The sequence below is a fragment of the Chromobacterium sphagni genome (genome assembly GCF_001855555.1).
GTDB classification, from domain to species: Bacteria; Pseudomonadota; Gammaproteobacteria; order Burkholderiales; family Chromobacteriaceae; genus Chromobacterium; species Chromobacterium sphagni.
Map to the genome: position 1 here is coordinate 23743 of NZ_MKCT01000035.1, position 10332 is coordinate 34074.

General features: G+C 63.6%; 9 protein-coding genes. 2 read left to right on the top strand and 7 right to left on the bottom strand.

The features are described 5' to 3' along the window. The 5 genes from BI344_RS14270 to BI344_RS14290 all read right to left on the bottom strand — a co-directional run bounded on the left by BI344_RS14270 (window position 1) and on the right by BI344_RS14290 (window position 4360). Window positions 1–831 carry a response regulator gene (locus BI344_RS14270; protein WP_071113556.1) on the bottom strand — a complete coding sequence of 277 codons (831 nt, stop codon included), beginning with the start codon at window positions 829–831 and terminating at the stop codon, window positions 1–3. Then, window positions 828–2165 carry a sensor histidine kinase gene (locus BI344_RS14275; RefSeq protein WP_158021071.1) on the bottom strand — a complete coding sequence of 446 codons (1338 nt, stop codon included), beginning with the start codon at window positions 2163–2165 and terminating at the stop codon, window positions 828–830. Before BI344_RS14275 ends, BI344_RS14270 begins: the two co-directional genes overlap by 4 nt. 40 nt (window positions 2166–2205) lie before the next feature. Then, on the bottom strand, window positions 2206–2715 hold the full coding sequence (locus BI344_RS14280; protein WP_071113558.1) for a putative pterin-binding protein: 510 nt from the start codon (window positions 2713–2715) through the stop codon (window positions 2206–2208). A 31-nt stretch (window positions 2716–2746) separates the two neighbouring features. Then, window positions 2747–3952 carry an EAL domain-containing response regulator gene (locus BI344_RS14285; protein WP_071113559.1) on the bottom strand — a complete coding sequence of 402 codons (1206 nt, stop codon included), beginning with the start codon at window positions 3950–3952 and terminating at the stop codon, window positions 2747–2749. Between the two features lie 87 nt (window positions 3953–4039). Then, window positions 4040–4360, bottom strand: coding sequence for a hypothetical protein (locus BI344_RS14290; protein ID WP_071113560.1), 321 nt, complete (start codon window positions 4358–4360; stop codon window positions 4040–4042). 368 nt (window positions 4361–4728) lie between these two features. On the opposite strand from BI344_RS14290, the gene BI344_RS14295 reads away from it, so the two are divergent. Then, window positions 4729–6330 (top strand): NAD(P)/FAD-dependent oxidoreductase, encoded by a 1602-nt coding sequence (locus BI344_RS14295; protein WP_071113561.1) that lies wholly within the window; start codon window positions 4729–4731, stop codon window positions 6328–6330. Between the two features lie 86 nt (window positions 6331–6416). Here BI344_RS14295 and BI344_RS14300 read toward each other — a convergent pair whose 3' ends face one another. Further along, window positions 6417–6860, bottom strand: coding sequence for a cytidine deaminase (locus BI344_RS14300; RefSeq protein WP_071113562.1), 444 nt, complete (start codon window positions 6858–6860; stop codon window positions 6417–6419). Window positions 6861–6952: 92 nt separating this feature from the next. Further along, the gene (locus tag BI344_RS14305; protein ID WP_071113568.1) at window positions 6953–7882 is read right to left on the bottom strand and encodes an ArgP/LysG family DNA-binding transcriptional regulator; all 930 of its coding nucleotides are present in this window, start codon (window positions 7880–7882) and stop codon (window positions 6953–6955) included. 235 nt (window positions 7883–8117) lie between these two features. Between BI344_RS14305 and BI344_RS14310 the strand changes: the two genes are divergently transcribed. Further along, a partial coding sequence (locus BI344_RS14310; RefSeq protein ID WP_071113563.1) for an EAL domain-containing protein occupies window positions 8118–10332 on the top strand: 2215 nt, incomplete at its 3' end.

Below are 10332 nucleotides of genomic sequence, written 5' to 3' on the forward strand. Positions count from 1 at the left end.
TCAGCTCTTGGCGCTGGGCAGATAGCCCTGCCGCAGGCAGGCTTCCCTGGTGGCGTGGAATTGCGCGCTGACCTGCGCGATGCTGGCCGCTGGCGAACAGGAGGATTGCGCCGCCTCCTGTTCCAGTTCCTGGCAGCGTTGCGCCAGGCTGGAGAATCCCAAGGTCATCGCTCCGCCTTTCAGGTTGTGGGCCAGGTGGAACAGCTTTTCGCGATCAGGGTGCTGAGGGCTCGATTCCAATTGCAGGATGGTGGGCTCGTGGTTGGCAAAGTACTGCTTCACCAGATCGCTGTATTTGCCATGCGACAGCAGCTCGATAAAGTCGGCGATGGTTTGCGTATCGAACGCGGGAGTTTCCTGCGCCGGCGGCGCGGGGGTTTCTTCTGGCGGAAAATGCTGCTGCAGCGCGGCCAGCAGCTGGTTGCGGTTGAGCGGTTTGGTCAGAAAGCCGTCCAGACCATGGCTCAACACCATCTGCCGGGTTTCCGGAAAGGCATCCGCGGTCAGCGCGATGATGGCCATCCGCGGGGTCAGCGCTTCCTCGCGCATGCGCCGGGTGGTTTCCAGGCCGTCCATTCCCGGCATGTGAAGATCCATCAGCGCCAGATCGAACGGCCGGCGCCTGGCGATCTCCAGCGCTTCCTGTCCTGAGGCAGCCAGCGTCGGCAACTGGCTCATTCTTTCCAGCAACGCCTGCATGTATTTGCGGTTGACGGCATTGTCGTCCACCACCAGGATGCGCATCGACAGACGAATGGCGGGATAGAACGGCTGCTCGGCCGCCTCCGCGGAATATTGCGGCGTCGGGATCACTTTCAGCGGCAGGCTCAACTGGAAGCAGCTGCCCTGCAGGGGCGAGCTGGTAACCGAAATATCCCCCCCATCAGCATGGCCAGGTTCTGCGAAATTTCCAGCCCCAGGCCGCTGCCGCCAAACTGGCGTGCGGTGGAGCCGTCGCCCTGCGAGAAGCGCTTGAACAACCGGGAAAGCGTGGCCTGGTCCATGCCGATGCCGGTGTCGGTGACCGTCAGCGTCAGCCTGGCTTCGTCCGGTTGCGGGCCGGGAGCGCTGGCCGCGTTCACGATGACGCCGCCGCGCTCGGTGAACTTGATGGCGTTGCTCAGCAGATTGAGCAGAATTTGCCGCAGCCGGGTGGGGTCCAGCTCCACCCATTCGGGAAGGTCCGCGGCGATTTCCAGCTTCAGCATCACGCTCTTGGCTTGGGCCTGGGCGCTCATCAGGTTGGCGATCTGCCGCAGCAGGTAGCCAAGGTTGCAGGTGGCCGGCGCCAATTCCAGCTTGCCGGATTCCAGCTTGCTGGCGTCCAGCACATCGTTTAGCAGCAACAGCAGGTGTCTGGCGGATTCTTCCGCGGTGCTGATGTAGCTGGCCTGATTGCGGCTGGGGTTGCTGTCGGCCAGCAGCGCCAGCATGCCGAGTACGCCATTGAGCGGCGTGCGGATTTCATGGCTCATATTTGCCAGGAAGGCGCTCTTGGCCAGGCTGCCGGCCTCTGCCTGTTTGCGCGCGTCTTCCAACCGGGTGGTGAGCGTCTCCAGGGTCAGGCGCCTGCGCTCCAGCTGCCGCAATTGGCGGACGACGACGAAGCAGAAGCCCAGGATGAGTACCCACTCGAAGCCCATCAGCCAGTTGCCGATGGTGATGTGCTGCTGCATGGTGCGGTTGCGGTCGTCCACCAGCTCGGCCACTGCCTGGTTGGCTTGCAGCGACATGTCGTGCAGGCCGTTGGCCAACGCGGCCAGCTGGCCTTCGAGTTGCGCCAGCGCCGCCGGCGTTCGCGCCGCGGCCGGGCTGGCGAGCAGGGCATCTCCTTTCTGGACGAATGCGTCCAGCCTGGGCTGCATCCGCCGATACTCCGGCAGGTCCTGCAGCAGGCTCTTGTACAGGCCGCTGCGGATGATGCCGATGCGGCTGACGAAGATGTCGTAGCGCTCCTGCAGCTCATCGGCGGTGATCAGGCCGCGTTGCGCTTTCTGCAGGGCGGCCTGCAGATGCAGTTCCTCGGCTTCGAGCTGGAAGTAGGCCCAGATGATGTTGTCGTCCTGGTAGAGCAGGGCGCTGGCCAGCATTTCCGATTGGCGGAATTGGATATAGGCGACGCCGGCGAAGACGCAGATCAGCGTGACGCCAATAGCGATCAGCATGCGCCAGCTTGGATGATGTCGTTTGACGCCGCGCATGTTCTTATTCCACTTGCAGGGTTTTCAACTGCCAGGCTGAGCGGTTGTAGTAGATTTCCGAACGCAGCGCCAACTGGCTGTCGTATGGATAGACGATGAACAGCGGCCCCTTGTCGCGCACCGGCATCGGCTTGTCGTTCAGCAGTCGCGCCAGCACGACGTTGAAGCGGGTGACATCCTCCAGCGGGATGTCGGTCTTGTAGTCGTTGAGCGCGATCGCCTTGAGCGATTTCCCCCTGGCGCCGACCAGCGCCAGCACATCCTGCAGATAGGGGCCGGTGAATTTGCTGATGCCCGGCAGCCAGGGCGTGTGGGTGGCGATGGTATGCTGCGGCAGCTTGCTAAGCATGGCCATGTCGAATACCGCGTCGTTGTCGCGGTTCTTGTTGCTGATCTGGCCGCGGATGGTCAGCACCACCTTGCCGGTGGGCTGGTCCAGTATCGGATCGGCATGGGCGCACGGGGCAATAAGCGGCAGGGCGAATATCAGGAGAATGCGATGCAGTTTTTGCATGATGAAACTCCTCTGGTCGGCGGGTTTTGACTTATATCGGGTGCTGGTCCGCGGCAATGGCCGGCAAGGGAAAGACGCCCTGGTGCTTCAGCAGCCAGCGGCGGAAGCTCTCGGCGTCCACCGGCGGCGAAATGTACGATCCCTGCACGACTTCCACCCCCAGGCTGCGGCACAACAGCCATTCGGCAAGCGAGGCGACGCCTTCCGCCACCACCTTCAGGCCGAGCTGGCGTCCAAGCTCGGCGCTGGCGCGCAGGATGGATGCGTTGGTGGGGTTTTGCGCGGCGTCGATGACGAAGCCCTTGTCTATCTTGAGTTCGGTGAAGGGGAAGCGCGATAGCCTGTCCATGCTGGCAAATCCGGTGCCGAAATCGTCTATCGCCAGGCCGGCGCCTTTGAGCCGCAGGCGCGACAACACTTCCAGAGCCCTGATGGGGTGGGCCATCAGGCTATTCTCGGTGGCCTCGATGGTCAGCCGCGACATCGGGAACCGGTTGGCCTCGAGAATGGCCTCGAAGTCGGCGACCAGTCCGGTTTCGCCCAGCGATGCCATCGACAGGTTGATCGACATGTCCAATTGCGGATCGGGCAGCTTCGCCATCATGCGTGTGGCATCGCACAGCAGGCGTTTGGTGAGCTCGGTGATCAGGCCAGAGCCCTCGGCCAGTTCGATGAATTGCTGCGGACCGGTGAGGCCAAGCCGGGGATGCTGCCAGCGGGCCAAAACCTCGACCGAGCGGATCTTGCCTGATTCCATCTCAACTTGCGGTTGGAAGAATGGGAGGAATTGGCCCTTTTCGATGCCGGCGCGCAATTCCTCTTCGGTGGGATGGCTGATGTTGATGGAGTGGCGGATGGCGGGAGGAGGCTGGCTGATCAGTTCCAGCAGGTGCTGGCGATTGACCGGCTTGGGCAGCACGCCGGCCAGCCACAGATCGTATAACCTCGCCAGCTCTGCCACCGACTCCAGCACCCGTCCGTCGAAGCCGCTGGAGATCAGCAGTTTGCCCTGGTAGCAACGCTCTCCCAGGTGCCGCACAAATTCGATACCATCCATCCGCGGCATGTCAAGGTCGCAGCAGATCACGTCGAAATTCCGGTCGCCGGCATCCAACTGGATCAGTGCGTCAATGCCATCGTTCGCCACTACGACATTGTCATGACCAAGCCGGTTCAGCACCATGACCAGAAACTGCTGAGATACGGCATCGTCATCCACGACTAGTATCCGGTGCATTGCCTCTCCTTGGCGGAATCGCGCGGCTGCGAGCGCGCGTTCTGCATTATAGAGGGCATTCCGGACCCGCCTTCCGGCCGTTGGCGGCTAAGCGGCCTGGCCTATGTCCAGTTGACGTATCTTGCCATTGGCGTCGAGGTGGAATTTGAAATAGGTATCAAAATCCCCCCAGCGATCGCTATGGAAGGCGCCATAGATGTCCAGCCCCTGGTTCTCCACCCTGTCGATGCGGGTAAAACGCTCGTGGCCCATCGCGCTTTCGCTGAATTTCTGGAAATTGGCCGGAAGACCGTCGTCGGTCAGCTTGGCGTCCGCGCTGAACTGCGCGATCCAGGCGGCGTGGTCGCCTTGCTGCAAGGCCTGCACGGCAAGGCGTACGGTAAGGTGGGGCAGAATCGCCAAATCCATCTATGTCTCCTGATTGGGCAAAGCCAACCGCCGCCTTTTCCGGCATCCTGGCCTGGCGCGTATGGCTTTGCGTATTTCTAACCGGCACGCAAAGCGTACGCAGCTTGCCATTTCTCAGTCTGCAGGCGTTCTGCATGCCGTTCCCGGCCAGCCTGGCTTGACTGGGTGGGTTCTTGCCGTCTGACAATGAGGGGCAGGACAGGGAGGGCGTTGCAGCGATAACGCGCATACGATCAGGCAAGAACCACAGTACGCTATAGCCAAAGCCCGGCGGGAATGCAATCCGACGCAGTTGCCGTGCCGGATGCGCGGTTTGCCGCTACAATGTCGCCTCGTTGAATAGACACCAACCCGGTACTGGATTTGTTATGTTGCGTATTACCGAACTGAAGCTGCCGCTGGACCACACTGAGCAGGAGCTCGCCGAGTTGATTTGCGGCTATCTGAAAGTGGCGGCGGACGATGTTCGCGGCTTTACCGTATTCAAGCGCAGCTACGATGCGCGCAAGGGCGTGATGAGCCTGGTCTACATCGTCGATGTGGACGTAGCGAACGAGGACAAGCTGCTGGTCCGCTTCAAGGGCGACCGGCGGGTGATGCCCGCGCCGGACACCAATTACTACTATGTGGCGCAGGCGCCCGAAACTCTGAAGCAGCGGCCGCTGGTGGTGGGTTTCGGGCCCTGCGGCATTTTCGCCGCGCTGCTCTTGGCGCAGATGGGCTTCAAGCCCATCGTGCTGGAGCGCGGCAAGGAAGTGCGCCAGCGCACCAAGGATACCTGGGGCCTGTGGCGCAAGAGCGAACTCAACACCGAATCCAACGTCCAGTATGGCGAAGGCGGCGCCGGCACCTTTTCCGACGGCAAGCTGTACAGCCAGATCAAGGACCCGCGCCATCTGGGGCGCAAGGTGCTGACCGAGTTCGTCAAGGCCGGCGCGCCGGAAGAAATCCTCTATATCGCCAAGCCCCACATCGGCACCTTCCGTCTGGTGAGCATGGTGGAAAACATGCGCGCCGAGATCGAGGCGCTGGGCGGCGAGATCCGCTTCCAGCAGCGCGTGGACGATCTGATCCTGGACAATGGCCAGGTGCGTGGGGTCCGGTTGGCCGATGGCAGTGAAATCTTGAGCGACCACGTGGTGCTGGCGCTGGGCCACAGCGCGCGCGACACCTTCCAGATGCTGGAAAAGCGCGGCGTCTACATGGAGGCCAAGCCGTTCTCCATCGGCGTGCGCATCGAGCATCCGCAGTCGCTGATCGATCAGGCGCGTTGGGGCAAGTACGCCGGCCATCCGATTTTGGGCGCGGCCGACTACAAGCTGGTGCATCACGCCAGCAATGGCCGCGCGGTGTACAGCTTCTGCATGTGCCCGGGCGGCACGGTGGTGGCGGCCACCTCGGAAGAGAAGCGCGTGGTCACCAACGGCATGAGCCAGTACTCGCGCAACGAGCGCAACGCCAACTCCGGCTTCGTGGTCAGCATTTCGCCTGAGGACTATCCAGGCGGCCCGCTGGCGGGCCTGGACTTCCAGCGCGAATTGGAGAGCAAGGCCTATGAGCTGGGCGGCGGCGATTACTTCGCGCCGGCGCAGCTGTTGGGCGACTTCATGGCCGGCAAGGCATCCACTCAGCTGGGTTCGGTGGAGCCGTCCTACAAGCCGGGGGTGACGATGACCGACCTGGCCCGCATCCTGCCCGATTTCTGCGTCGAGGCGATGCGCGAGGCGATTCCGCACTTCGCCCGTCAGATCCGCGGCTACGATCTGCAGGATGCGGTGCTGACCGGCCTGGAAACCCGCACCAGCTCGCCCTTGCGCATCACTCGCGGCGACGATCTGCAAAGCCTCAATGTCAAGGGCCTGTTCCCGGCGGGCGAGGGCGCGGGTTACGCCGGCGGCATCTTGTCGGCGGGCGTGGACGGCATCAAGATCGCCGAGGCGGTGGCGCAGGCTATCGTTGCCGGGCGCTGATTCGGCGCAAGGCCGCTACCCCGGTGGAAAGACAAAAACGGAAGCCCTCGGCTTCCGTTTTCATTTGTCGAGCCTTGGGCTGCCAGTCAGGTTTGCGGGACGGCATCCGCCAGATTTCTGGGACCGAAGGCGCCTGGCAGCAACGCGTCCAGCGTGCTGTCTATGACGCTGTTGCCATCGCAGATGGCGCGCACCCGCATCGCGGGGCCGAATTCGTTCAGCACCTGGCGGCAGGCGCCGCAAGGCGGGGTGGGGGTGGCGGTGGGCGTGTAGATGCAGACCGCCACCACCTCCTGCATGCCGTGGTTGACGCGCGCGGCGTAGACGGCGGTGCGCTCGGCGCAGTTGCCCAGGCTGTAGGACGCGTTTTCCACGTTGCAGCCGGTATGTATCCGGCCGCAGCTGTCCAGGATGGCGGCGCCGACCGAGAACTTGCTGTATGGCGCATAGGCCTGGCTGGCGGCCTGCCGCGCGGCCTGTTCCAGTTCGGCCCATTGTTCGTTGCTGGGTACGTGTTGCTTGCTGGTCATGCTGCCTCCATAAAACCAGGTCGGCGACGGATGATGCGCCAGGGGAATGGCCTTGTCAATCCGCGCGGTCCGCTGGCATCCAGTGTGTATTCTCAGCAAGATTCTCCGCCGCTTGCCGCGCCGGGGTCCTTGTCCTGGCGCAAATGGCGGCCGCAATAATTCAGCATCGCCTCGGTCAGCGCCTGCGACAGGCTGGACTCCACCCGCCAGTGGTGCCAGTACAGCGGGATGTCCAGGTGTCTGCCGGGAAACAGGTCCACCAGCCGTCCGCTGGCCATGTCGTCGTCCAGCATCAGCTCCGGCAGCAGGCTGTAGGCCAAGCCTTGCCGCGTCAGCTCGACGAAGCCCTGGGCCGTGGGCACGGTCATGCAGGGAAAGTGGCCTTCATAGCCGGCGGCCTGAAGCAGGAACTGGCCGTGCACGGCATCCTTGCGGCTGAAGATGATGCTGGGCGCGCGCGCCAGCGCGGCGTGGCTGACGCCGTCCGGAAAATGGCGATCTGCGAACTGCGGCGTGGCCAGGCATCGATAGCGCATGGCGCCCAGATAGTGCTGGATGCCGCTCTGTATCGGCACCGGACGCGTGCTGACGCAGCCTATCACATGGCCGGTGCGCATCAGTTCGTGGGTGTGGTCCTGATCGTCAACCACGATGTCCAATAGCAGGTCGTTTTTCTCCAGTGCCGGCGCTACCGCCTGCAGATACCAGGTGGCCAGGCTGTCGGCGTTGACGCCGATGGCCAGGGTGGTGAACTCGCGCTGGCGCGGGGCCGGGCTTAGCTGTTGCAGCAGCTGGTTTTCCATCAGCAGCAGTTGTTGATAGTGCCGCAGCAGCTGGCGGCCGGCTTCGGTGGCCTCTGCCGGCGCGGTGCGGGTGAGGACTGGCTGGCCGAGGTTCTCCTCCAGCTGGCGGATGCGTTGCGAGACCGCGGACTGGGTCAGAAACAGCTTTTTCGCCGCCTTGTCGAAGCCGCCGGTTTCCGCTACCGCCGCAAGGGTCTGCAATTGTCGGGGATCAAGCACCAAATGCTTTCAGATGGAATAAAGGGTGGTTGTCTGATTAATAATGCCCGTGGACTTGCTTAAAAGCCAGTGTCGTGGCATTTTGGCAGGCTTCGGCGCAAGGAGGCTGTTTTTTCTTGCCTGCCGACAATAATCGCCTGCTCATGGGCAGGGGGGCAAGACAGCAAGGGGCGCGCATCGGCAGGATCGCGCCCTGGCCACGACAGGCGCAGAGAACAAGATGCAGACGGATAATATGGCGCTCCTGGCAGGCATGTGCCGCTTTATCGGTATCCGGACCGAACACCTGGCGCAATTGTCGCTCCAGGCCGATGCCTGCTTGGCAAGGCGCGAGCTGCTGGGCAAGGAGTTGTACTGGCACTTGCTGAAGAGCCCCGATGAGGCCGAGCGGTTGCAGCGGCACCATGGCGCCGCCCTGCAGGCCGTGGCCGATCGCTTGTTGCTGGAGTGGGAAACCCTGCTGCGTTCGCCGTTGGACGAGGCGGGTGCGCAGCGGCTGGCGGAGCAGGGCGAGCTGTATTGCCAGCTCGGCGTCAGCATGGGCTGGCTGTTGGGCCTGTACGAGCGCTGCCAGCTGCATTTGCTGGCCAGCGTTGACGCCGCGGAAATGGACGCCGCCGTCCGCGGCGCGCTGGCACGTCTGCTGCGCAAGCGCATTCTGCTGGACCAGATGCTGAAGACGCATGGCTACCAGCGTTTTTTGCACGGCGAGGTGGTTCGCCGGCGCGAGCATTTCCTGAACATGTCCGGCCTGTATTCCACTCTCAGCGGCGTCAGCCTGGCTTTAGCCGATAGCGTCGACCGCCGCAGCATGCTGCAGGCGGTGTGCGATGCCTGCGTGCGCGAGGCCGGATTCGGCATCGCTTGGGTCGGCCTGCTGGACTCCTCCAGCCAGCATGTCCAGATGGCGGCGCTGGCCAATGGCGGCATGGCGCCCTTCGCCGACACCCTGCGGATTTCCGGCGACTCGGGCGACGCCTATGGCGGCGGCCCCAGCGGGCGCGCCATCCGCAGCCGCGTGGCCCAAGTGGTCAACAACGCCCAGGCCGATCCCACCCTGCAGCCCTGGCAGGATGTGCTGCGCCGCTATGGCATCAACAGCCTGTTGGTGGCTCCGTTGCAGGTTCGCGGCGCTGTGGTGGGCACGCTGTCCTTGTATTCCGATCAGCCCGGTTTTTTCGATCAGGCCAAACTGGCCTTGTTCGACGTGATGGCGCGCGAGATAGGCCGCGCGCTGGAGCGGCACGAGGCGCTGGAGCGCAGCCATCGCGCCGAAACCGAGCTGGCCTTCCTGGCCCAGCACGATGCGCTGACCGGTTTGCCCAATCGCAGCCAGATGCAGGATTTGATCGACCGCTTGTTGCGCGCCCGCTTCAACGACAGCCAGGTGGCGGTGATGGCGATCGCGACGGAAGGCTTTCACGAGATCAACGCCCGCCTGGGTTATGAAGGCGGCGACGTGGTGTTGTGCGAGATGGCGCGGCGGCTGCGTCAGGCCATTTATCCGTTTGGCTATGTTGGACGGGTGGGGGCTTCCCGCTTCATCGCTTGCTCCGAACGCATGGACCAACTGCAGCCTCTGGTGGATGCGGTGTTGCAACGCCTGCCGCAGCCGGTGGACGCGATGGGCGTGGCAGTGGAGATCCGCTGCAGCGTGGGTGTGGCGGCGAGCGGCGTCTGCCCCTGCGATGCTGCCACCTTGCTGCGGCGGGCCGATTTGGCGCTGAGCCGCGCCAGGGAATTGGGCGGCGGCCATTTCCGCCATTACGACGCGGCGATGGACGAGGAGATCCACAAGCTGCACGCGCTGCGCAGCGCTTTTGCTCGGGCCATTCCGCGCGGCGAACTGGTGCTTTACTACCAGCCCAAGATCAATTTGCTGAACCACCGCATCGAAGGCGCGGAAGCGCTGGTGCGCTGGGCCCGCGACGGCCAGCATGTGGCGCCGGGCGAGTTTTTCCCGGCGATAGAGCATACCGAGCTGATGCGAGAGCTGGACTGGTGGGTGCTGCGCGAAGCGGTGCGCCAGGCGGCGGAGTGGCGCCAGCAGGGGCAGTCGATCCCGGTCAGCGTCAACATCTCCGCCGCCACGCTCAAGCACGACGATTTCCTGCGCACGCTGGAGGTCCTGCTGGAAACCAACCCGCTGCCGACCGGCTTTCTGGAGCTGGAGGTGCTGGAGAGCGTCACCCAACAGGAAGCGGAGCAGGTCACCGCCAAGCTGGAGCGCTGCCGCGACCTGGGCCTGTCCATCGCGCTGGACGACTTCGGCACCGGCGCTTCCTCGCTGGTGCATCTGCAGCAATTGCCATTCGACACCATCAAGATAGACCAGCGTTTCGTGCGCCTGCTGCTGGACATGCCGGGCAACGAAGCCATCATCCGCAGCATGGTATCCTTCGCCCACTATACCGGCCGCAAGCTGGTGGTGGAGGGGTGGAAAGCCGCGC

What these genes read in the sequence shown, in the direction of transcription:
- BI344_RS14275 (WP_158021071.1), bottom strand. Translation starts at nt 2,165, where the DNA reads ATGCTGATCGCTATTGGCGTCACGCTGATCTGCGTCTTCGCCGGCGTC.
- BI344_RS14300 (WP_071113562.1), bottom strand. Translation starts at nt 6,860, where the DNA reads ATGACCAGCAAGCAACACGTACCCAGCAACGAACAATGGGCCGAACTG.
- BI344_RS14290 (WP_071113560.1), bottom strand. Translation starts at nt 4,360, where the DNA reads ATGGATTTGGCGATTCTGCCCCACCTTACCGTACGCCTTGCCGTGCAG.
- BI344_RS14295 (WP_071113561.1), top strand. Translation starts at nt 4,729, where the DNA reads ATGTTGCGTATTACCGAACTGAAGCTGCCGCTGGACCACACTGAGCAG.
- BI344_RS14280 (WP_071113558.1), bottom strand. Translation starts at nt 2,715, where the DNA reads ATGCAAAAACTGCATCGCATTCTCCTGATATTCGCCCTGCCGCTTATT.
- BI344_RS14285 (WP_071113559.1), bottom strand. Translation starts at nt 3,952, where the DNA reads ATGCACCGGATACTAGTCGTGGATGACGATGCCGTATCTCAGCAGTTT.